This window comes from Rheinheimera nanhaiensis E407-8 (assembly GCF_000296695.1).
Lineage (GTDB): Bacteria > Pseudomonadota > Gammaproteobacteria > Enterobacterales > Alteromonadaceae > Alishewanella > Alishewanella nanhaiensis.
In genome coordinates, this window is the sequence record NZ_BAFK01000001.1 from 218604 (window position 1) to 240723 (window position 22120).

Sequence of the window (22120 nt, forward strand, 5' to 3'; positions counted from 1 at the left end):
CAGCCTTAGGGCGTAATTAACCTAGGCCTTAAGTGAGGCTGAGCTGTGTTTATTTCAAGACCAGTTCCAGATCTGGCAGGTATTAATGCTTTGCTGGCGCAGCCGGTTGCGGTCGGCGGTGGCCTGCCGTTTCGATTCATAAGGGCCCAGCACCACCCGATACCAAACGCCATTATTGCCCTCGGTACGGCGGATCTCAGAGCTAAAACCAACAAAGGCAATTTGCGCTTTCATCGCTTCAGCTTGTTTTTGCTCGCGGAATGAACCGCATTGCATTTGATAGGGGCCGGTGGATTGCGGTTGTTCAGTCACTTCTACTGTAACTTGTTTATTTTCCAGCTCTTTAATGTACTGATAAGGCTCTTGCGTCGGTTTTGCCGGTAACTCATCGGTTTTCACCGGCTTGGCGGCAGGTTTTTCCGCCGCAGTAGATACCGCTGGCTGCTGGTTTAAAAACCATAAGAAATACACAAAGCCGGCAATCAGGCCGGCGGTGACTATTAACAACAGCCAGGGTTTGCTGCCAGGCGCTGCAGCTTTAGCGTTAGCGCGGCCTCGTCCCCGGGCCGGCTTGGCTTTGGGGCGGCTGGCTTTAACATAGTCTTTGTGTGGCATAACGGCTGGAATACTCTTACTACTGTGCTAAGCGCTATTCTACCCGGTTGTACTGAAAAAGAAACCGCGCCTTGGTGTCAGGCTGGTGTTAGGTAAGGTCGGTGGGGTCTACGTCGAGCTGCCACTTGATTTTACGGCTCAGTGGCCACTGGCTAATAGTATCTAACAGGGTGCTGAGTGCCTGATGCATAGCAGTACGGTTTGCGCTGTATAGCTGCAGCTGCCAGCGATACAAACCGGCGCGCCGCTCCAGCGGCGCCGGTATAGGGCCAAGTAGCTGTAATGCCGGAAATTGTCTGGCCTGCTCGGCCAGCTGTGTCAGCCACTGCTGACAAAGCGCCGCCTGATGCGCCTGGGCACTAAACAGGCTTAAATGCTGGTAGGGCGGCAGCCGGGTTTGCTCGCGTTCCATTAGCGCACTGCGGGCAAAAGAGGCATAACCATTTTGAATAATGTCCTGCAGCAAAGCGTGTTCCGGATAATGGGTTTGCAGCAACACCTTGCCTGCTTTATCGCCGCGGCCGGCGCGGCCCGCCACCTGCGTAAGCAGCTGCGCCAGTTGCTCGGGCGCACGGAAATCGCTGCTGTACAGCGCGCCGTCCACATCGACTATCACCACCAGTGTCACATTGGGAAAGTGATGGCCTTTGGCCAGCATCTGCGTGCCGACAATCAGCCGGGCGCCGTGCTGATGAATATCTTCCAGCAGGGTGTTTAGTGCGCCTTTACGCCGGGTGCTGTCGCGATCCAGTCGGGTAATGGCGGTAGCGGGGAACAGCTGTTGCAGGTTTTCTTCCAGCTGTTCAGTGCCCTGGCCCAGCGGCGTAAGTTTAGTGCTGCCACAATTGGCGCACTGACGCGGTATGGCTTTACTGGCGCCGCAATGATGACACACCAGCTGCCGGCTTTGCTTATGATAAGTGGTAAAGGCGCTGCAGCGCTGGCATTCGGTCAGCCAGCCGCATTCGTCACAGCATAGCGCCGGCGCAAAGCCACGCCGGTTTAAAAACAGCATCACCTGATGGCCGGCGGCCAGTTGTTGCCTTACCTGCGCCAGTGTCTGGCTGGCCAGGCCGTATTGCAGTACCTGCTGCTTTAAATTCACCAGTTCAAAACCGGGTAAGGCCTGGCCGGCGGCGCGGTCAGGCAGTGGCAAATGGATATAACGTTTGTTCAGTGCATTGTGCAGGCTTTCCAGGCTAGGCGTAGCAGAGCCCAGCACGATAGGGCAGTGCTGCAGTGCGGCGCGTTTTATCGCCAGATCGCGTGCATGGTAGCGAAAGCCGTCCTGTTGCTTCAGTGACTGGTCGTGCTCTTCGTCAATAATAATCAGCCCCAGACGCCAGAAGGGTAAAAACAACGCCGAGCGGGTACCGACGATAATGGCCGCTGCACCACTTTGTGCCTGCAAATAGCAATGTAAGCGCTCGCTATCGCTAAGGCCAGAGTGCCAGCAAAGCACCGGTACATCAAAGCGCGCCTGAAACCGTGCCAGCGTTTGTGGGGTTAAGCCAATTTCCGGCACTATCACCAGCACCTGTTGCTGCTGACACAGTAAGCTGGCGATACTTTGCAGATAGACTTCGGTTTTACCCGAGCCGGTGACGCCTTCCAATAACAAGCGCTCGAAGCGGCCAAACGCCTGATGAATAGCGGTCACGGCCAGCGCCTGTGCTGCAGTGAGTTTTAAACCACTGGCCGGTGTCGCCGGTGCAGTGTAAGGCGAAGCGGGCACGACGACTTCTTCGGCCAGGCCTTTATCCATTAACTGTTTTAAGCTGGTACGGCTGTATTGTTGCCCCAGCAAGGACTCACTGATGCGGTGTTGCAACAGCGCCTGCCACAGTTCTGACTGTTTGCGGGCCCGTTTTAACGCGCTGGCATCCAGTGCCCGGCCTGCGGCTGTCAGCTGATAGGCTTTGGGCTGATAATCGCTCAGGTTTCGCCCCTCGCGTAGCAACAGCGGCAGGGCGCTTATTAATACTTCACCCAGCGGGTGGTGGTAATACTCGGCGGCAAAGCTGAGCAAGCGGCAGAGTAGTTCCGGCAATACTGGCGTGGTATCCAACAGCGCCTGCACCGGTTTTAGTTTGTCGGCGGCAAAGCTATCATCAGGGGCTATCTGCCAGACAATGCCGATCAGTGTGCGGTTGCCAAAGGGGACCCGCACCCGACAGCCTACCTGGGCCGGTTGGCTGGCATCGAGCAGATAATCAAAATGTTGCCTCAGCGGCAGCGGCAGGGCCACACGTACAACTGTCACAGCAGGTTTCCGTTATCAAGCAGCGGTTAAGTGTAAGGAGGCCTTGGCCAAATGCCAAGTAAAACAAAATTTGCCGTAACAGCGTCTGGCCTGTTGCAACTTGACCGGCTATCTATTAAGCTACGCGCCCTTAATTAACTGTAATTACGTATGGTGTCTGGCAATAATTGACCAGATAGCGATACGGCCTAACGAGGTAAGCCATGAAACCAGGTATCCACCCGGAATACAAAGAAATTACTGCAACCTGTACTTGCGGTAACTCGTTCAAAACGAAATCTGCCCTGTGCAAAGACATCCACCTGGACGTTTGCTCAGCGTGCCACCCGTTCTACACCGGTAAGCAGAAAGTGTTAGACGTCGGCGGCCGTGTTGACCGCTTCAAAAAGCGTTTCTCTGTACTGGGCAGCCGTTAATCGGTTCTTGCCATACAGCAAAAAAGCACCTGCGGGTGCTTTTTTTGTCTCTGTTTGCTGGTTGTTTTTTGTGCAAATACCGAGTATTTACTGAAAAAATATTTTTATGCCACCTTTCGCATTACTGACTTTTAGCAACCGTCACGGCGGTTTTTTATTTTAAGCCTGTTATTTCATAGCCTTAGCGTTTTACTCTGTCCATAATTATCGCGCTTGTGCGCACTACCGGTTTGCCGTTGCGGGCATGGTTATGCGAACGCGCCAACATCTGTATTCAGTGGCGGCTCTGCCCGTGCCTGTAGATGGCTGGACGTCTCTTGGCGTAAGCGACTTTTATTGTTATAACGGTTGCACTACGACTAAAGTGGTATGGCATTTTTAACCGCGTCAGGCTGGTACGATCAGACCGATTCTGTTTCTCTTCTGCAGCTTGCCTCTTTAGAATATGCCGCCCACAGCGTAGTAGCCCGATAACACTATAACAATACGCTTAGCCCTACAAAACAGCAGGATAGAACCGATGGCAGATTTCAGAGAGCAGGCACTGCGTTACCATGCAGAGCCTAAACCCGGCAAAATTAGTATCGAGATCAGTAAACCGGCCGAGACGGTCACTGATTTGGCGCTCGCTTACAGCCCGGGTGTGGCTGAGCCGGTGCGGGAAATTGCCGCCGACGTGGATAATGTTTACAAGTACACCGGCAAAGGCAACCTGGTGGCGGTTATTTCCAACGGCACCGCCATTTTAGGTTTAGGTAATCTGGGGCCTATGGCGTCTAAGCCGGTGATGGAAGGTAAGGCATTATTATTTAAACGTTTTGCTAATCTGGACTCGATTGATATTGAGGTGTCTCATCGCAGCACGGAAGACTTTATCAATACGGTAGCGAATATCGCCGACACCTTTGGTGGTATTAATTTAGAAGATATTAAAGCGCCTGAGTGTTTTGAAATTGAGAAAGAGCTGATTAAACGCTGCAATATCCCGGTGTTTCATGATGATCAGCATGGTACCGCTATTGTTACTGCCGCCGGCATGCTAAATGCGCTGGAAATTCAGGGCAAAGATATCAAGAAGGCCATTATCGTCTGTATGGGCGCCGGCGCTGCTGCTATTGCCTGTATGGAGCTGCTGATTAAATGCGGTGCCCAGCGCGAGCATATTTACATGCTGGACACCAAAGGCGTTATCCACACCCGCCGTAACGATTTAAACGAATACAAGAAGCTGTTTGCCAATAATACCGATAAGCGCAGCTTAGAAGATGCGCTGATGGGGGCGGATGTGTTTGTTGGCGTGTCAGGTCCGGACGTACTGCCGGCCGAGGCATTGAAGTTGATGGCAGATAAGCCGGTCATTTTTGCCTGCTCTAACCCGGATCCGGAAATTAAACCTGAGCTGGCCCATGCCATGCGTGACGATATTATTATGGCCACTGGTCGCTCGGATTATCCTAACCAGGTTAATAATGTGCTGTGCTTCCCGTTTATTTTCCGTGGTGCGCTGGATGTGCGTGCCAGTGTCATTAACGATGAGATGAAGCTGGCGGCGGTGCATGCTATTCGTGCTATCGCCAAAGAGCCGGTACCGCAGGAAGTGCTAACGGCGGCCAAAGTGAGCGACTTGCAGTTTGGCAAACAGTACATTATTCCCAAGCCGATGGATCCACGTTTGCTGCCACGCGTCGCGCGGGCGGTTGCAGAGGCCGCTGTTGCATCTGGTGTAGCGCGTATTAGCCTGCCACAGAATTATTACCGTTAAACTTGATAAAGCGAAACAAAAAGCCGGCATTTTGCCGGCTTTTTGTTTTTAAAACAATAGATTACACCCGGAATAGCCGGGTGATATTGGCCAGGTTTTGTGCCAGCTCTGCCAGTTCACTGCTGGCTTTGGCGATCTGGCCGGCGCTTTGCGCACTGTGCTCGGTATTTTGAAAGATCGCATCGACATGGCCGACAATGTCGTTAGCCATGTTTTGCTGCTCGTCAGTGGCATCAGCAATTTGCTGGTTCATCAGCCGTATTTGCGCAATGCTTTGGGTAATGCGCTTAAGCGCCGCACCGGCCTGTGTGGCCGACTGCACGCTGTTATCGGCTTGTGCTGTGCTTTGCTGCATTTTTTGCACCGCCAGCCGGGCGGCGCTTTGTAGCTGCTCTATGGTGCGTTGAATTTCTTCGGTTGATTTTTGCGTGCGCGAGGCCAAAGTACGCACCTCATCGGCGACCACGGCAAAACCACGGCCTTGCTCGCCGGCGCGGGCGGCTTCTATGGCGGCGTTTAACGCCAGCAGGTTAGTTTGCTCGGCAATGCCTTTAATGACACTTAAAACGGTACCCACCTGATTAGCATCTTTCTCTAACTGGGTAATAACGCCGGAAGCGTCCTGTACATTGCCGGCTAATTGCTGAATATTCTCTACCGTGGCCACAACGGTGTGCTGGCCCTGATCAGCAGCCTCACTGGATTGATTAGCCGCGGCGGCCGCTTCATTGGCGCTTTGCACTTCAGCCACCACACTGGCACTCATATCATCTACCGCATGTTTGGCCTGATTAGCCGCCTTACGCTGCTGCGCAATGGTTTTGTTGGTATCGTCGGTCAGCTCATGTAAATCTTTTGCCAACGTCGACAGCGGAATAGCGGTGTTGACGATGTCTTTTACTACATGCTGCAGCTTTTGCATAAAGGTATTAAACCAGTGGGCTAAATCGCCCAGCTCATCAACGCTGTTGGTATGGATACGGGCGGTCAGGTCACCGTCTTCTTTGGCCAGGCTTTGCAGCGAGCCAATCATATTGGCCAGACTGCTTTGGATACCACGGGCGATGGGAAAAGCCGTAGCAAACAGCAGTACAGTGGTGATCACACCCATAATAATACCAACAGTGATTAGGGTGCCGGCCTGTTCACTGGCATCATCAATACTGCGGGTAAATTGCTGTAAGCGCTGGTCGCGAAACTGGCTGAGTAAATGGGCAGTGTTGTCATAATCGGCGTTCATTTTTTCCGAGCGCTGCGCCAGCGTACTAAAATCTGCCGTGTTATTAATCATTTCCTGCGATACGCTGTAGGCCACCTGATAATAGGCAGTAAAGCTTTGCCCGATAGTGCCGGTGGCTGCGCGGTAGTCGGGGTTTAGCTTACCTATCTGCTGTAAATCCTGGCTAAACTGTTGGCTGAAATTCGCTGCGCCCTTAAGCGCTTCTGCATCACCGGTAGTGACTGCACTGGCCAGAGAGTCTTTTACCCGCTCCAGTAACACCAGCGAGCTTTGTGCGGCCTGCAATACCGGAAATTGTACATCACGGGTCAGCTCCAGCGTTTTCACGTTGTTAAGCGCGGTATTGCTGGCCAGGATCAGGTAAATAACGAAACTTAACGTGCCGATAAGCGGAATTAAGTAGATTTTCTTTGCGATAGACAGACGTCGTAACACATCCATACTGCAGGCCTCTGTGATGGTATTAGCGTTATTATTAGAATTAGTGCAACTGCAGTATAGTGCTTTGGCGGCGCAAATGCTTGTGGTCTGTGCGGCTATGGCAGAAAAAAGCCCGGCGCTGCCGGGCTCAGATAAACGCCGATAAGCTTACTGTTTGGCGCGCTCAAACGAGGTCAAAATTTCCGCTTTAGCGGCTGCGGCATCGCCCCAGCCAATCACTTTAACCCATTTGCCCGGCTCTAATTCTTTGTAACGCTCGAAGAAGTGCTGAATTTGCTTTTTCAGCAGCTCGTCGACATCACCAATGTCTTTGACGTGGTCATACAGCTTGGTCAGTTTGCTGACCGGTACTGCGATCACTTTGGCATCTTCGCCTGACTCGTCAGACATATGCAGTACACCAACCGGACGGCATTTAATCACCGCACCTGGCACCAGCGGGTAAGGTGTTGGTACCAGTACGTCTACCGGGTCACCGTCTAACGACAGCGTTTGGTTGACAAAGCCGTAGTTGCACGGATAAAACATGGGGGTGGCCATAAAACGGTCAACCCAAACAGTGCCGGTGTCTTTGTCTACTTCGTATTTGATCGGATCGGCATTGGCCGGGATTTCAATAATAACGTTAATCTCTTCTGGCAGGTTTTTACCTGCTGCAACATCGCTTAAGCTCATGGCCTTTCCCTTATCTGTGCAAAAAATTAGTATCGGTGCGAAAAAAGTGGCGCTTATTATAACGCCACGGTTAAAAATGGCTATCGCTGATGATAGGCCACACAGCTTTCCACTTCATGTTTTGAGCCCAGGATCACCGCCACCCGCTGATGAATATCGGTTGGCACTATATCCATAATGCGCTCATAGCCGGTAGAGCTCATGCCGCCGGCTTGTTCTACCAGAAAACTCATCGGGTTGGCTTCATACATTAGTCGCAGTTTGTCCGGCTTGTGCGGATCTTTGCTATCCCTCGGGTAGGCAAAAATGCCGCCGCGACACAGCACCCGGTGTACATCACCCACCATGGCGGCAATCCAGCGCATATTGTAGTTTTTACCGCGCGGGCCTTCTTTGCCTTGCAGTAAATCGGCTATGTACGCCTGCATCGCCGGTTGCCAGTAGCGTTGGTTCGACATATTAATGGCAAACTCGGCGGTGTATTTCGGAATAGCCGCCTGCTCTGCGGTGAGCAGAAAACCGCCGTAGGTTTTATCCAGCGTATACAGCCTTGTCCCTTTGCCGGTAGTCAGTGCCAGCATGGTTGAGGGGCCATACAGCACATAACCGGCCGCCAGCTGAGCACTGCCGGGTTGTAAAAACTGGCCGGCATCTTCAGCCGCCAGCTCAGCTTTGGCGGGCAGAATAGAAAAAATAGTGCCAATTAAGCTATTTATATCGGTGTTAGATGAGCCATCTAAGGGGTCAAAGGTGACCAGGTATTTGCCGTGTGGGTTGCCGGCTACAGTGTCATCTTCTTCTTCAGAGCTGATGGCTTTGACAACGCCGGTTTCCAGAATGACCTCTTTTAATAACTCGTTGGCAATAACATCGAGTTTTTTCTGCGTTTCCCCTTGAATATTCTCGGCCAGGGTAGAACCTAATACACCAGCCAGCTCACCCTGGCTGACGCGAAAAGAAATTTCCCGGCAGGCTGCCAGAATGGTTTTTATCAGTGAAATCAGGTCGCTGTCGACTCCGTCCTGTTGCAGTACTGGCGAGATGCGGCGCATGCAGTGAGTTCCTTATTGGTAATATAGTTTTGCTTAAGGTATAGAGGCTGGCGTATTTTAAAGAATTTCTGCACAAATTGCAGGTGTTACTGTGTCGGCGGCCATTTTTGCTACAATGGCGCAGGCTATTTTTCAGGATAAGTTATGCATATTCATATACTGGGCATTTGCGGCACCTTTATGGGCGGCATTGCCGCCATTGCTAAAGCCCTGGGCCACAAGGTTACCGGCGCCGATGCCAACGTTTATCCGCCGATGAGCACCCAGCTGGAACAACTGGGTATTGAACTGACGCAGGGCTGGGACCCGGCGCAGCTGGAGCCAGCACCGGATTTGGTCATTATCGGTAATGCCTTATCACGTGGTAACCCGGCGGTAGAGTATGTGCTTAATACCAACCTGCGCTACAGCTCTGGCCCGCAGTGGCTGGCCGAGCAGGTGTTGTTTGACCGCTGGGTGCTGGCAGTATCGGGCACGCACGGCAAAACCACCACCAGCACCATGCTGGCCTGGATTTTAGACTGTGCCGGCTTGAAACCCGGCTTTTTAATTGGTGGCATACCACAAAACTTTGACTGCTCGGCCCGCTTAGGCGAGTCGCCATTTTTTGTTATTGAAGCTGACGAGTACGACACGGCCTTTTTTGATAAACGCTCCAAGTTTGTGCATTACCGGCCACGCACGCTAGTGATTAACAACCTGGAATATGATCACGCCGACATTTTCCCCGATCTGGCGGCCATTCAGCGCCAGTTCCACCATTTATTGCGCATGGTGCCGGCTAACGGCCTGGTGCTGTCACCGGAAGATACACCGGCAGTGCAGCAAACGCTGGAGATGGGCTGCTGGAGCGAACGGCAAAGTTATGGCAAAGACTGGCGCGCCGAGCTGATAAGCCCGGACGGCAGCCAGTTTGCGCTGTATTTACAGCAGCAGAAGCTGGGCGAGCTTCACTGGCAGTTAAGTGGCCAGCATAATGTGGACAACGCGGTAATGGCGATGGCCGCTGCGCGCCATGCCGGGGTGCCGGTTGAGGTGGCGCTGGAGGCGCTGACACGCTTTGTCGCGCCCAAACGGCGGATGGAGCTAAAAGCCGAGGTGGCCGGCATTAAGGTGTATGACGATTTCGCTCATCACCCCACCGCCATTAGCACCACCTTGCAGGGTATTCGCAATAAAGTGGGCCAGCAGCGCGTTATTGCCGTATTGGAACCACGCTCGAATACCATGCGGATGGGCGTGCACCAGGCGGCGCTGCCATTAGCCTTAGCCCTGGCCGATCAGGTGTTTTTATACGAGCCCGCCAATGCTAACTGGTCGCTGGAGCCGTTAACGCGGGCATTAGCCCCTAAAGCTGGTCTGAGCCGGGATATTGATGCTTTAGTTAACGAGTTAACCACACAGGCGGCCACGGGCGATAGTATCGTCATTATGAGTAACGGCGGCTTTGGCGGTATTCACGACAAGCTAATTAGCGCACTTAAGCAAAAATGGGAGCCATAATGGCCAAACCACAGGAAATTACGCTGGCCTTTAGTGGCGCTTCAGGTGCGCCCTATGGCTGGCGCTTGCTGCAAGTGTTACTGGCGCAGGGCATTAAGGTGCACTTGCTGGTGTCCAGCGCAGCGCGGGTGGTGTTTGCCACCGAGCATGATATTAAGCTGCCGGCGGCGCCGGATAAATGCACCGACATGCTGCAACAGCATTTTGCCTGCGCCCCCGAGCTGCTGAAAGTCTACGGCAAAGACGACTGGTTCTCACCGGTCGCTTCCGGTTCGGCGGCGCCGAAGCAAATGGTGATTTGCCCGTGCTCTACCGGCACCGTATCGGCTATTGCCTGTGGCGCCAGTGACAATCTGATAGAGCGCGCCGCTGATGTGGTGATAAAAGAAGCCGGCCAGCTGATTTTAGTGCCACGGGAAAGCCCGCTTAGCGCCATTCATCTGGAAAACCTGCTAAAGCTTGCCAAACTGGGTGTCACCATTATGCCGGCGGCGCCGGGTTTTTATCATCAGCCGAAACAGATAAGCGATTTAGTCGACTTTATGGTGGCGCGCATCTTAGACCACTTAAAACTGCCGCATCAGCTGACCCAGCGCTGGGGCTATGGCAATAGCGGGCAAACAGGAGAGCAAGATTGAGTTTAGCTTTAGATATTCAAGGCCTGCATAAGGTGTATAAAAGCGGTACCGTGGCACTAAGCGGTATCGATTTACAGGTAAAGCAGGGCGATTTTTTTGCCCTGTTAGGCCCCAACGGCGCCGGCAAAAGCACCACCCTTGGCATTATCAGCTCGCTGGTGAATAAAACCAGTGGCAGCGTTAAGGTGTTTGGCCATGATATTGATACCGAGCTTGAAGCGGCGAAAAGCCAGCTCGGTTTAGTGCCGCAGGAATTTAACTTTAACCAGTTTGAAACCCTGCTGCAGATCGTGGTGAATCAGGCCGGTTATTACGGCGTGCCGAAAAAACTGGCGCTGGAGCGGGCGGAAAAATACCTTGGCCAGCTGGGGCTGTGGGAGAAACGCCATGCCCGCTCGCGTGAGTTATCCGGCGGCATGAAGCGCCGGCTGATGATAGCCCGTGCCCTGATGCATGAGCCTAAGCTGTTGATCCTCGATGAGCCGACCGCCGGTGTTGATATTGAGCTGCGCCGCTCCATGTGGGAGTTTTTGCGCCAGATTAACCAGCAGGGCGTCACCATTATTCTGACCACCCATTATCTGGAAGAAGCCGAAATGCTGTGCCGCAATATCGCCATTATCGATAAAGGCCAGATCATCGAAAACACCAGTATGAAAGCGCTGTTAAGTAAGCTGACGGTCGAAACCTTTGTACTGGATGTGGCCGGTGACGTGGCCAGGGTGCAACTGGACGGCTTTAGCTGGCGCCAGCTGGACGACCACAGTATTGAGGTCGATGTCGAAAAATCTCAGGGTTTAAACCCGATTTTTGCCAGGCTAACGGCACAGGATATTAAGGTGTTATCGATGCGCAATAAAGCCAACCGGCTGGAAGAGCTGTTTGTCACCCTGGTAGAAAACGGCCGCGGAGGTGCCAAATGATTAAAGCAAATTATATGGTGGCACTGAAAAGCATTCTGGATAAGGAAACTAACCGCTTTTTGCGCATTTGGGTGCAAACCCTGGTACCGCCAGCCATTACCATGACACTGTATTTTGTGATCTTTGGTAGCCTTATTGGCTCGCGCATTGGCGATATGGGCGGTTTTAGTTATATGGAGTTTATTGTACCGGGCCTGATTATGATGTCGGTCATTACTAACTCCTATGCCAACGTGGCGTCGTCATTCTTTAGTGCCAAATTTCAGCGCAACGTGGAAGAGCTGTTGGTGGCGCCGGTGCCTAACTACATTATTGTGCTGGGGTTTGTCGGCGGCGGTATGGCGCGCGGTATGCTGGTGGGCTTAATTGTGACGATACTGTCGCTGTTTTTTGTCACCATTCAAATTCATAACCTGGCGGTGATTATTGTTACTGTCACGCTGACCTCGATGCTGTTTGCTTTAGGTGGCCTGATTAACGCGGTGTACGCGAAAACCTTTGACGATATCAGTATTATTCCGACCTTTGTGTTAACGCCGCTCACTTATTTAGGCGGGGTGTTTTACTCGTTAACCTTGTTGCCGGGCTTTTGGCAGCAGGTGGCCGCGTTAAACCCGGTGGTGTATATGGTTAATGCGTTTCGCTATGGCTTTTTGGGGGTTAGCGATGTCAGCCTCTGGCTGGCACTGGCCGTCGTGCTGGGCTTTATTGTGGTGCTGTTTAGCTATGCCATGTACCTGATTAACCGGGGTATTGGCCTGCGAAGCTGACAGCTGCAATTTGCTTGGCATAGTCGGACCGGATTACTCACACCAACCGATCTTTTTTTTGCAGACATTTTTCGGCGCTTGCAGTAAAGTGAGCGCCATTTTCCGGCTGTTTTAGCCACTGCTAAAGTGAACAGGCAGAGTAATTAGTTGATGACAGAATCAAGCAAACGACAGGCAACGGCTTCTGAAGACGCGTTATGGCGCATCTTTACCGTGCCTGAAGCACCTGACTCTACGCTGAGCATTATCGAGCAAAACCTGTCGCAGAATCTGGCCGGTTTTTTGCGCGAAAGTATTGTCGCGGTGGAAAAGCCACTGTGGCAAATTGAGCGCGATTTTCAGGCGCATCAAATTCCACAGCAGCCAAACTTTGTCTCTGATTACGCCGAAGGGTTAATGCAAAAACTGGTGGCGCACTCGGTACATACCGCTGCGCCCAGCTTTATTGGCCATATGACGTCGGCCTTGCCATATTTCGTGCTCTCGCTGTCCAAAATGATGGTGGGGCTAAACCAGAACCTGGTCAAAATTGAAACCTCCAAAGCCTTTACGCCAATGGAGCGGCAGGTGCTGGGCATGATGCACCACCTGGTGTATGGCGAGAACGATGGCTTTTATAAAAAATGGATGCACAGTGCTAACCATTCGCTGGGCGCGTTTTGCTCCGGCGGTACCATCGCCAACATTACGGCGCTTTGGATAGCGCGTAACCGGCTGCTAAAAGCCGATGGCGACTTTAAAGGCATTGCCCGCGAAGGCCTGTTTAAGGCCATGAAGTACTACGGCTATGACGGCCTGGCGATACTGGTGTCTGAACGCGGCCATTATTCGTTAGGTAAAGCGGCCGATGTATTGGGTATCGGCCGTGAGTCGCTGATTTCAATAAAAACCGATGCCGACAACAAAATTGACACCACGCTGTTGGCCGAAAAAATGGCCGAGCTTAAAGCCGCCAATATCCGGCCACTGGCGATTGTCGGCGTAGCCGGCACCACCGAAACCGGTAACGTAGACCCGCTGCATCAACTGGCCGATTTGGCCGAGCAGTATCAGTGTCACTTCCATGTCGATGCGGCCTGGGGCGGCGCGACCTTGTTATCAAACAAATACCGCCATCTGCTTGCCGGTATAGAACGCGCCGATTCGGTTACCATCGATGCACATAAACAAATGTATGTGCCGATGGGTGCCGGTATGGTGGTGTTTAAGCACCCCTCGGCGGCGCATGCTATCGAACACCATGCCGAGTATATTCTACGTAAAGGCTCAAAAGACTTAGGCAGCCAGACGCTGGAAGGCTCGCGCCCCGGTATGGCCATGCTGGTACACGCCTGTTTACAGGTAATTGGCCGCGAAGGTTATGAAATTCTGATTAACCGCAGTCTGGAAAAAGCGCGCTATTTTGCTACTTTAATCGCGCATAATATCGACTTTGAGCTGATCACTGAGCCCGAGCTGTGCCTGCTGACCTACCGTTATGTACCGGCGCAGGTGCAAAAAGCGATGAGCAAAGCCAGCCCCGAGCAACTGCAGCGTTTTAACGAACTGCTAAACGGCTTAACTAAGTTTATTCAAAAGCGCCAGCGCGAAGAAGGTAAGTCTTTTGTCTCGCGTACCCGCTTAACGCCGGCCAAATATCAGCGTCAGGAAACTATAGTGTTTCGCGTGGTGCTGGCTAACCCGCTGACCACTGAGCAAATTTTGCATGATGTATTGGTAGAGCAAGATCAAATTGCCCAGCAGGATAAAGAGTTTTACCCCAAGCTGCTGCAGCTGGCGAAAGAGCTGGCAGCCTAGGCTGCCAGCTATACCACTTTGCATTTGTTCTGCCCGGCTTAAGCGGCTATTATCAGCCGGTATTGTCTAAGCAACGGATTGAAACTATGCGCTATTTGACCCTTCTGTTTCCCCTATTTTTAAGCCTCACTGCTTGCCAAAGTGCGTATTATTCGGCAATGGAGAAAGTGGGCGTGCATAAGCGCGACATTTTGGTAGACCGGGTTGAAGAAGCCCAGCAATCACAACAAGAGGCGCAGCAGCAGTTCAAGTCTGCGCTGGAGCAATTTAGCAGCCTGATTAATTTTGATGGCGGCGATTTGCAGCGTATATACGAAGCCACCGACAGCGAATATCAGGCTTGCAGTAAAGCGGCTGAGGACGTCAGCGCCCGCATAAACAGTATAGAAAACGTAGCCGAGGCCCTGTTTGATGAATGGCAGGATGAGCTGGAGCAATACAGCAACGCCAAGTTAAAACAAGACAGTGCCCGCAAACTGGCCAACACGCGCAAGCAATACGCCAGCCTGCTAAAAACCATGCGCCGTGCTGAGCAAAGTATGCAGCCGGTGCTGGCATCGCTAAAAGATAATAGCCTGTATTTAAAACATAATTTAAATGCCAAAGCCATTGGTGCGCTGCAGGGCGAATTTGGCAGTATTCAGCGTGATATTAACCGGCTGATCAAAGAAATGAATCAGGCAATTGCCCAGTCAGAGCAATTTGTCGCCACCTTAAAACAATAACAGGAGAGTGTCATGTCAGGTCAGGGTTCTGGCGGTAATGTTATCGCCGCGTTATGTAATGTGTTTTTCCCCGGTTTAGGTCAGTTAGTTCAGGGCCGCATTTTGGCGGCGATTGTATTCTTTTTAGTGTGTGCAGTGGGTTATGCATTATTTTGGCTGGTCATTCCTGCCATTATCGCTGCCATTGTGCATCTGTGGGCCATTATCGACGCGGCTAAATTTAAGCCATAGGTTAATCCAGCGGCCGGGCGGCATGCCCGGCGCCGTAAGTTATTACAACATACTTTTAAGCACCTTATCTTTACGGATAACGTGGTGATGCAATGCGCCGGCAATATGCAGCATAATTAACGCTACCAGCGCTAATGCCAGGATGCCGTGCATTTCGCGAAAGAGTGAGTACAGGCCGATATTAACTTCCAGTGCAGCCGGCAGGCGAAACCAGCCGAATACCTCAACTGGCCGGCCGGCAAAATACTGCATGGCATAACCGGACAGTGGCATGGCAAACATCAGGCCGTACAGCAGATAATGCGACGCCCTGGCGATGGCTTTTTGTATTGCAGGTAAGCTGTCGGGCAATGCAGGTAGCTGCTGGCGCAAGCGGTTAACCAGCCTTAAGCTCACCAGCAGCAGTGCCAGCAGGCCAAAGGCTTTATGCAGGTTTAGTACGTTAAGCTGCCAGGGCTCCAGCGATTTCACCATCAATAGCCCTGCTGTCAGCATGGCCAGCATCAGCGCCGCCATGCCCCAGTGAAACAGCCGCATAGATAACGGGAAGCGTGTTGGCTTAGTCATGGCTGCTCTCCTCTAACGCGCCCTGAAACTGCTCTTTCGCCCGGCGCCGGTAGGATTCGGCATAGGCCGCCGAGCGTGCGCGTAAAATCGGATCTGCAGTGGCTTTAATGCCACTTGGCAGCACCAGTGGATCAAAGTTAATGCCATGGCAGTTGCTCTCAAGTTGTGCTGCTGTACCGGTGAGCACTATTTGCCCGGCGTTAACTTGCCTGCGGCTTGCTGGCCAGGCTTTAGTGGCATTGTTTTCATCGTCGCTGGCATCGGCCAGGGTAAATACCCAGTTAAACACCACCGGCCCCTCTGCAATGCGGGCGCTGATTTCTTGCTGCAGCGCGTTATCGCCGTCAAAAGCCATCGTGTCCGCGGTAACGGTGGGCATCAGTGCCCAGCGCACCGCTTGCTGCTGGCCATCGCTGTTAATCAGATAAAACGCATTGATGCTGTGATAGGTTTCGCCGGCGAAGCTGCCGCTGGGCTTGTACTGTGCAGCCCAGGTACGAAACTCGCTGCTTTCAGGGTGTGCAGCAAAAAATTGCTGAATGGCTTCAGGGCCAGCCTGAATCGCCTGTATTTGCTGATAAAAGGTGTGCGGATCGGCCACGGCCATCACCGGCGGGGTGTTCATTGCCAGGCGCCATTGCTCTGTGCGGCTTAGGCTGAAACTTAATGCCAGGCTGCGTACCGGCGCCTTCAGATCCGGTGCGGTGGGGTTATTGCCAGCAATAGATAAGCGACCGACAAAGGGCGTAACGCCCGCCTTAAACAGACTGGCGGAGCTGTAGGGTGCCAGCTCGCCGTTAGATCTGAACTCACCACTTACGCACAGGCCTTTGGCATGGGCGCGGCGAAAACCGGCAAACAGGCTGTTGCCCTGTTGCAAATCGACAAACTGCTGCGCGCTTACTTTGGGCGGGGTTTTGGCGGCTGCACTGCCGGCTGACAGCAGCAGTGTCAGTAAAGCTGGCAGCATCAGGGTGTTAGGTTGCATCATACAATACTCGTTGTTAGCAGTGATTATGGGAAAGATAGGTCAAAAACACCTTTCTGGTTCACCAAGACCTGAGTATTAGCAAAAATCTTTCCGGCGCTGAGAATAAGTGATGTATAAATGCAAAAGCCGCTGTGGGGCATTGCCCCACAGCGGCGTGTTATGACTGTTGCGCCAGATGTACCTGGTAAGCGGCTTAAAGCTCCAGATTATCAATCAGCCGGGTGCTGCCCAGGCGGGCAGCGGCCAGAATAACCTTTGGCTCTTGCGCAGAGGTGGCAAGCGCCAGACTGTGCTGATGGCTGATATTCACATAATCAGGCTCAAAACCGGCGGCGGTCAGCTGCGCTTTGGTCTGAAGCTCCAGCGCGCGATAGTCGTGATTGCCCGCCTCGATCTGCTGTTTCAGTTGCTGCAACAGCTGATACAGTTTGGGCGCAGTGGCACGTTGCTCAGCGGTTAAATAACCATTGCGCGAGCTCAGTGCCAGGCCATCGGCCGCACGCTCTGTCGGTACACCAATAATCTCAATCGGCATGGATAAATCAATCACCATCTGGCGGATAATCGCCAGTTGTTGATAGTCTTTCATGCCAAAGCAGGCGATATCCGGCTGCACCAGATTAAACAGCTTGCAGACGATGGTGGACACACCACGGAAATGGCCGGCCCGGCTGGCGCCGCAGTGTAAGTCGCCCAGCAGCGGTACTTCAACATAGGTTTGCACATCCAGCCCGCGCGGGTACATCAGTTGTGGTGTTGGCGTAAAGACGGCGTCAGCATGGTGCTCGGTTAGCCCGGCACAGTCATCTTCCAGTGTGCGTGGGTATTTGTCTAAATCTTCGTTTTTACCAAATTGCATCGGGTTAACAAAGATGCTGACAACCACTCTGTCGGCGCGGCTTTTCGCCACGTCGACCAGCTTCAAATGGCCGTTATGTAAATTGCCCATGGTAGGCACAAAGGCGATGGTTTCGCCCTTTTTGCGCCAGGCAGCAATTTGCGCCCGTAGCGCCTCAACAGTGGTAATAATGTTCATCTTGTTAAAAACTGTGCTGATCGGTAGGGAAGGCCTGGCTTTTTACTTCGCTGACATAAGCGGCTATCGCGCTTCTGATCTCGCCGGTTTGCGCCAGATAGTTCTTGGAAAACTTCGGAATATAGCCGCTGCTAATGCCCAGCAGATCATGCATTACCAGCACCTGGCCGTCGGTCACATTACCTGCGCCTATGCCGATAACCGGAATCGTCAGCGCGTCGGTAATGCGTTTGGCCAAGGTCTTTGGAATGCACTCCAGCACCAATAGCTGCGCGCCGGCATCCTGCAAGGCTTTGGCCTGCGCGACCATCGCATCGGCGGCAGCATCGGTTTTACCCTGCACTTTATAGCCACCAAAAATATGCACCGACTGTGGCGTTAAACCTAAATGACCACATACCGGCACGCCGCGCTCTGTTAAGGCTTTTACGGTCGGCAGTAAAAAGTCGCCGCCTTCCAGTTTTACCATATTGGCACCGGCTTGCATCAGCGGTACCACACTTTGCAGTGCCTGCTCCAGGGTGCCATAGCTCATAAAGGGCATATCGGCGATGACAAAAGCATCCGGCGCACCGGCGCGCACAGCGCGGGTATGGTAGGCAATATCGTTAATGGTAACCGGCAGCGTATCGCTGTGGCCTTGCAGCACCATACCCAGTGAGTCGCCAATTAACAGCACCTCGACGCCTTGCTCGGCAAACAATTTGGCAAAGCTGGCGTCGTAGGCGGTCAGCATGCTGATCTTGTCGCCTTGCTGTTTCATTTTCTGTAATACGGCAGTGGTGATCTTAGCCATAATAATCTCATCCGACCATTTAACGCAGGAGGCGCAAGATCGCACAAAGTGCCATCAGCTGCAACTGCTGTGAAGCTTTTGCAGGCCGTTAAGCGCTACCTGCTCAAGTAAAGAGGATAGTACAGTGCCATCAGGCAGCTGTAATTCAGCGGCAATTTCTGCCAAGGGGTACAACACAAATTCACGCTGCTTCAGGCCATAGTGCGGCACGGTCAGCCGTTCAGTGTTAATGATCTGCTCGCCATACAGCAAGATATCCAAATCCAGCGTGCGTGGCCCCCAGCGCTCAGCTTTGCGCTGCCGGCCCTGATTTTGCTCTATGCGCTGCAGTGCATCCAGTAGCTGCTCAGGTAGCAACGTGGTGTCAAGCGCAGCGACAGCATTCACATAGTCAGGCTGATCTTGCGGCCCCATAGGTTTAGAGCCATACAACGACGATACGGCCACTAAGCGGCTTAGTGGCACCTGATGCAAAGCGGCTATCGCCAACTCAAGTTGCTGCACCGGGTTGGCCAGGTTTGCCCCCAGCCCGATATAACAACGAACCTCTGAGCGTGTCTTTGAGCGCTTTTGTGACGGTATCTGGGCCATTATTCTGCGGTGCGCTTACGTTTGTAGTTGCGCCGCCGGCGCGGGCCTTTGTCGATGCCGTCTTTACCCAGCTGGTTAATCAGCTGTAGCCGGCCTGCTTCATCAGCAAACTGGAAGCGCTCCCACCACAGTGCCAGCTCGGTCAGCTCGCCGCCTTCAGCCTGGGCACGTAGCTGTAAAAAGTCAAAGGCGCCGCGAAACTTCGGTTGCTCCAGCAATTTAAAGGCACGACGGCCAGCACGCTTGGTTAAGCGGCTTTGCAGTGCCCAAATATCGCGCATCGACAGTGTAAAGCGTTTTGGAATAGCAATGGTGCGCTGCACATCGTCCAGTACTTCGGTCATGGCGATATTCATTGCGTCCATTTCGCTTAAGCCATCAATCACTAACGCCTGGCTGCGCCGCTCTACCGGGTACCACAGCAGGGCCGCGAAGATAAAGGCCGGCGTAACCGGCTTATCGGCATCGACTCTGGCGTCGGTGTCTTGCAGCGCCTTGGTTGCCAGTAAAAAGGCTTTGCCCTCGGGCTCTTGTTTTAGCAGTTTGTCCAGCTGCGGCAGCAGTTGCTTTAATACGCGGGTATCGCGCATCAGCATAAAGTTGTCAAAGGCTTTGCCGGCCAGCAAGAGTTTTACCAGCTCGTCAAATAGCCGCGGTGCCGGAATGTTTTTCAGCAACACCGCCAGCTCCGTAATAGGCGCGGCAGTGGCCGGCGCGATTTGCATATTCAGTTTGGTGGCAAAGCGGATAGCGCGCAAAATACGCACCGGATCTTCGCGGTAACGCGTTTGTGGGTCGCCAATCAGTTCAATTTTACGCTCGGCAATGGCCTGAAGGCCGTTGGCAAAGTCGTAAACGGAAAAGTCACTGACCGAGTAATACAGTGCATTAATGGTAAAGTCGCGCCGCTCGGCGTCTTCTTCAATAGTGCCGTACACATTGTCGCGTAAAATCTGGCCTTGCTCGCTGGAGCTGGCGGTTTTGGCTTTGGGCGTAGTGTCTTCATCGTCATCACTGCCGCTGTGGTGGCCACGAAAAGTAGCGACTTCTATCACTTCACGGCCAAACACCACATGGGCTAAGCGAAAACGCCGGCCAATCAGCCGGCAGTTACGGAACACCTGTTTTACCTGCTCTGGCTCGGCATTGGTCACCACATCAAAGTCTTTTGGTTTTAAACCCAACAGCAAATCGCGGATACAGCCACCGACTAAATAAGCATCAAAGCCGGCATCATTAAGCCGGTACAGCACTTTAAGCGCATTGGGGCTGATGTCTTTGCGCGAAATATTGTGCTGGTCACGGCTTAAGCGCTGTACTGCTGGCAGCAAGCTGGCGCCAGGTTTGGGCCGCGCTGCTTTGTGGCCTGAGGCTTTATGGCGTTCTGGCTGAGCCTGGTCAGTAGCAGCGTTGTCCGAAGCTGTTTTGCCCGCCTGGGGTTTGCTTTTAGCTACCTTTTTTGTTGCACCTACGCTGCGGCGCAAAAAATCTAACACTCGAGAAATAATGATCCATCTCCTGCACGATACCGCCACTGGCGGCCGTTTAAAAAAACCGGCTAATAATACCGCAGCTGCACGGAAAAAAGAACGCAGGCGCGCCGGGTTAGCTAAATTCTGTGCTGGGCATTTCCAGTTGGCGTGGAATGGCACCTAACTGCCAGTGTGCACAGGCCCAGCGTAGTTGCTCTGCTACCGGCGCCTGCTGCAGCTGTGCCGGTAGCGGCTGGCCTAAAAATGCCAATACTTTGGCCATTACCTGATTGGCTGGCCATTGGCTTATGGCTGCGGCATGGTTTTGTTTGCTTAATTTAAAGCCGGGCTTTACCACCGCCAGCGGTAAATGGCCGTAGCGGGGGGGCTGCTGGCGCAGCAAGTGGCACAGTGCCTGCTGCCGCGGGGTCATTTGCAGTAAATCGGCGCCGCGGATCACTTCAGTAATGCCCTGATCAATATCATCCACCACCACCACCAGCTGATAAGCGAACAAGCCATCGCGGCGTTTAATGATGTAGTCTTCCTCTGCCAGCGGGGCGTCAATTTGCTGCGGGCCAAAAATCAGATCAGTAAAGTTGCAGCTAACGCCCTGGCTGCGTAAACGCCAGGCCAGTGGCGGCTGGGTTAGCCCCAGGTGGGCGCAATGACCATCGTACAGGCCGCCCATTTCACTGATTTGCTTGCGGCTGCACTGACAGCCATACACTAATTGCTGCTGTTGTAACTGATGAAAAATATGCTGATAACGCTCCAGCCGCTGGCTTTGATACAGCACACTGTCGTCCCAGTGCAGGCCGAATTGCTCTAGCGTGCGCAAAATGTCGCTGTCGATACCGGCCACCATGCGTGGTGTGTCGATATCTTCCATTCGCACCAGCCATTTGCCGTGCTGACTTTTTGCTTGCAGGTAGCTGCCGACAGCAGCAATCAGGGAGCCAAAATGAAGCGGGCCGGAAGGCGAGGGCGCAAACCGGCCGATATAAGCAGGGGAGCCGGCCATGTTAGCCGCCGAGTTGCTTTTCCTTGATCTCTGCTAAGGTTTTGCAATCGATACACATATCCGCCGTAGGCCGGGCTTCTAAGCGCTTAATACCAATTTCAATACCGCAGGTGTCGCAATAGCCGAAGTCTTCGTCTTCGATTTTTTGCAGCGTTTTTTCAATTTTTTTCAGTAGCTTACGCTCACGGTCCCGGGCGCGCAGCTCTAAGCTGAACTCTTCTTCCTGGGCGGCACGGTCGACCGGATCCGGGAAGTTAGCCGCTTCGTCGGCCATATGGTTTTTGGTGCGGTCAACTTCTTCGCGTAATTGCTGGCGCCAGGCATCCAGAATGCGGCGGAAATGTTCCAGTTGCTTCGGGTTCATATATTCTTCCCCGACAGCTTCCTGATATGGCGCTACGCCTGCAAGGGCCAGTAAGCCCAGCGTTTTGGTAGTATTGCCCTCTGGCATAATCATCTCCTGTATAATGCCAAGCAAAAAATATGGCGGCTATAGATAGCAGAATATCGCTGGCATCGCAATCAGATTTAAAAAGACGCGGAAGTATACAGATTGCTTTGCTGGCCGTCATCATATTTAAACACTGGCTTT

Annotated in this window: 22 protein-coding genes; 9 read left to right on the forward strand and 13 right to left on the reverse strand. The window is 52.9% G+C overall.

Annotated elements, in window-relative coordinates; genetic code table 11:
• Positions 1-54: 54 nt before the first annotated feature.
• Positions 55-615 (reverse strand): SPOR domain-containing protein, encoded by a 561-nt coding sequence (locus tag RNAN_RS01075; protein ID WP_008217861.1) that lies wholly within the window; start codon positions 613-615, stop codon positions 55-57.
• 88 nt (positions 616-703) lie between these two features.
• Positions 704-2878 carry a primosomal protein N' gene (priA, locus tag RNAN_RS01080; RefSeq protein ID WP_040551365.1) on the reverse strand — a complete coding sequence of 725 codons (2175 nt, stop codon included), beginning with the start codon at positions 2876-2878 and terminating at the stop codon, positions 704-706.
• Between the two features lie 203 nt (positions 2879-3081).
• Here priA and rpmE point away from each other — a divergent pair, with 203 nt between their 5' ends.
• Both rpmE and RNAN_RS01085 read left to right on the forward strand, forming a co-directional pair.
• Positions 3082-3294 (forward strand): 50S ribosomal protein L31, encoded by a 213-nt coding sequence (gene rpmE, locus RNAN_RS18810; protein ID WP_008217865.1) that lies wholly within the window; start codon positions 3082-3084, stop codon positions 3292-3294.
• A 520-nt stretch (positions 3295-3814) separates the two neighbouring features.
• Positions 3815-5056, forward strand: a complete 1242-nt coding sequence (locus RNAN_RS01085) for a malic enzyme-like NAD(P)-binding protein (protein ID WP_008217867.1) — start codon at positions 3815-3817, stop codon at positions 5054-5056.
• Between the two features lie 61 nt (positions 5057-5117).
• On the opposite strand, the gene RNAN_RS01090 is transcribed toward RNAN_RS01085, so the two are convergent.
• From RNAN_RS01090 to RNAN_RS01100, 3 genes are all read right to left on the reverse strand, one after another.
• Positions 5118-6737 carry a methyl-accepting chemotaxis protein gene (locus RNAN_RS01090; RefSeq protein ID WP_008217869.1) on the reverse strand — a complete coding sequence of 540 codons (1620 nt, stop codon included), beginning with the start codon at positions 6735-6737 and terminating at the stop codon, positions 5118-5120.
• Between the two features lie 147 nt (positions 6738-6884).
• Positions 6885-7412, reverse strand: coding sequence for an inorganic diphosphatase (ppa, locus tag RNAN_RS01095; protein ID WP_008217874.1), 528 nt, complete (start codon positions 7410-7412; stop codon positions 6885-6887).
• Positions 7413-7492: 80 nt separating this feature from the next.
• Positions 7493-8464: a class 1 fructose-bisphosphatase gene (locus RNAN_RS01100; RefSeq protein ID WP_008217876.1), complete on the reverse strand. Its 972-nt coding sequence runs from the start codon at positions 8462-8464 to the stop codon at positions 7493-7495.
• 144 nt (positions 8465-8608) lie between these two features.
• Between RNAN_RS01100 and mpl the strand changes: the two genes are divergently transcribed.
• From mpl to RNAN_RS01135, 7 genes are all read left to right on the forward strand, one after another.
• Positions 8609-9967 carry a UDP-N-acetylmuramate:L-alanyl-gamma-D-glutamyl-meso-diaminopimelate ligase gene (mpl, locus tag RNAN_RS01105; protein ID WP_008217877.1) on the forward strand — a complete coding sequence of 453 codons (1359 nt, stop codon included), beginning with the start codon at positions 8609-8611 and terminating at the stop codon, positions 9965-9967.
• Positions 9964-10605 carry a flavin prenyltransferase UbiX gene (locus tag RNAN_RS01110; protein WP_272942680.1) on the forward strand — a complete coding sequence of 214 codons (642 nt, stop codon included), beginning with the start codon at positions 9964-9966 and terminating at the stop codon, positions 10603-10605. The genes mpl and RNAN_RS01110 overlap by 4 nt, the downstream gene beginning before the upstream one ends.
• Positions 10602-11528: an ABC transporter ATP-binding protein gene (locus RNAN_RS01115; RefSeq protein WP_008217880.1), complete on the forward strand. Its 927-nt coding sequence runs from the start codon at positions 10602-10604 to the stop codon at positions 11526-11528. The genes RNAN_RS01110 and RNAN_RS01115 overlap by 4 nt, the downstream gene beginning before the upstream one ends.
• Positions 11525-12298 (forward strand): ABC transporter permease, encoded by a 774-nt coding sequence (locus RNAN_RS01120; RefSeq protein WP_008217883.1) that lies wholly within the window; start codon positions 11525-11527, stop codon positions 12296-12298. The genes RNAN_RS01115 and RNAN_RS01120 overlap by 4 nt, the downstream gene beginning before the upstream one ends.
• Before the next feature lie 150 nt (positions 12299-12448).
• Complete coding sequence (gene panP, locus RNAN_RS01125) at positions 12449-14095, forward strand: pyridoxal-dependent aspartate 1-decarboxylase PanP (protein WP_040551367.1); 1647 nt, start codon at positions 12449-12451, stop codon at positions 14093-14095.
• A gap of 86 nt (positions 14096-14181) precedes the next feature.
• On the forward strand, positions 14182-14820 hold the full coding sequence (locus RNAN_RS01130) for a DUF2959 domain-containing protein (protein WP_040551368.1): 639 nt from the start codon (positions 14182-14184) through the stop codon (positions 14818-14820).
• 12 nt (positions 14821-14832) lie between these two features.
• Complete coding sequence (locus tag RNAN_RS01135; protein WP_008217890.1) at positions 14833-15051, forward strand: hypothetical protein; 219 nt, start codon at positions 14833-14835, stop codon at positions 15049-15051.
• 42 nt (positions 15052-15093) lie between these two features.
• Here the strand turns inward: RNAN_RS01135 and RNAN_RS01140 are convergent, their stop codons facing one another.
• The 8 genes from RNAN_RS01140 to dksA form a co-directional block, all read right to left on the reverse strand.
• Positions 15094-15618 (reverse strand): cytochrome b, encoded by a 525-nt coding sequence (locus tag RNAN_RS01140; RefSeq protein ID WP_008217892.1) that lies wholly within the window; start codon positions 15616-15618, stop codon positions 15094-15096.
• The gene (locus tag RNAN_RS01145) at positions 15611-16609 is read right to left on the reverse strand and encodes a catalase family peroxidase (RefSeq protein WP_008217894.1); all 999 of its coding nucleotides are present in this window, start codon (positions 16607-16609) and stop codon (positions 15611-15613) included. Before RNAN_RS01145 ends, RNAN_RS01140 begins: the two co-directional genes overlap by 8 nt.
• 193 nt (positions 16610-16802) lie before the next feature.
• Positions 16803-17645, reverse strand: coding sequence for a pantoate--beta-alanine ligase (gene panC, locus RNAN_RS01150; RefSeq protein WP_008217896.1), 843 nt, complete (start codon positions 17643-17645; stop codon positions 16803-16805).
• 4 nt (positions 17646-17649) lie between these two features.
• On the reverse strand, positions 17650-18441 hold the full coding sequence (gene panB / locus RNAN_RS01155; protein ID WP_008217898.1) for a 3-methyl-2-oxobutanoate hydroxymethyltransferase: 792 nt from the start codon (positions 18439-18441) through the stop codon (positions 17650-17652).
• 54 nt (positions 18442-18495) lie between these two features.
• Positions 18496-19032 carry a 2-amino-4-hydroxy-6-hydroxymethyldihydropteridine diphosphokinase gene (gene folK / locus RNAN_RS01160; protein WP_008217900.1) on the reverse strand — a complete coding sequence of 179 codons (537 nt, stop codon included), beginning with the start codon at positions 19030-19032 and terminating at the stop codon, positions 18496-18498.
• A complete protein-coding gene (gene pcnB / locus RNAN_RS01165; protein WP_193385540.1) occupies positions 19032-20363 on the reverse strand; it encodes a polynucleotide adenylyltransferase PcnB in 1332 nt (443 codons plus the stop codon). The genes folK and pcnB overlap by 1 nt, the downstream gene beginning before the upstream one ends.
• A gap of 274 nt (positions 20364-20637) precedes the next feature.
• Positions 20638-21528: a tRNA glutamyl-Q(34) synthetase GluQRS gene (gluQRS, locus tag RNAN_RS01170; RefSeq protein WP_008217903.1), complete on the reverse strand. Its 891-nt coding sequence runs from the start codon at positions 21526-21528 to the stop codon at positions 20638-20640.
• Between the two features lies 1 nt (position 21529).
• Positions 21530-21979, reverse strand: coding sequence for an RNA polymerase-binding protein DksA (dksA, locus tag RNAN_RS01175; protein ID WP_008217905.1), 450 nt, complete (start codon positions 21977-21979; stop codon positions 21530-21532).
• Positions 21980-22120: the final 141 nt, after the last annotated feature.